The organism is Flavobacterium macrobrachii (genome assembly GCF_014486675.1).
Classification (GTDB): Bacteria; Bacteroidota; Bacteroidia; order Flavobacteriales; family Flavobacteriaceae; genus Flavobacterium; species Flavobacterium macrobrachii.
The window spans coordinates 1-297 of the sequence record NZ_JACTAC010000213.1; the positions used below are offsets into that span (position 1 = coordinate 1).

The 297-nt window shown below is 37.4% G+C and carries 1 protein-coding gene; it reads left to right on the forward strand.

What is annotated here, in order from left to right:
* Positions 1-297, forward strand: a 297-nt coding sequence (locus IAI56_RS16010; protein WP_187658802.1) for a transposase, incomplete at both ends; no start/stop codon positions are given.

Here is a 297-nt window from a genome sequence, read left to right on the forward strand (position 1 = left end):
TTGCAGCGATAGTTTGTCAATTCGTTTGTTTTTAGGTTATGATGTTCATGAGCCATTGCCTTGGCACAGTACTATAAGTAGAACCCGAAGTTTGTATGGCGAAGAAATTTTTCTAGATTTATTCAAGCTAGTATTGAAGATGTGTGTTTCTAAAGGAATGGTTCGTGGCAAGCGTCAAGCAGTTGATAGCGTTTTTATCAAAGCAAATGCGAGTATGGATAGTCTGGTAGAGAAAGAAGTTTTGGACGATGCTAGTGCTTTTGTAAATGAACTGGAAGAAAACAGCGAATTTAAAAC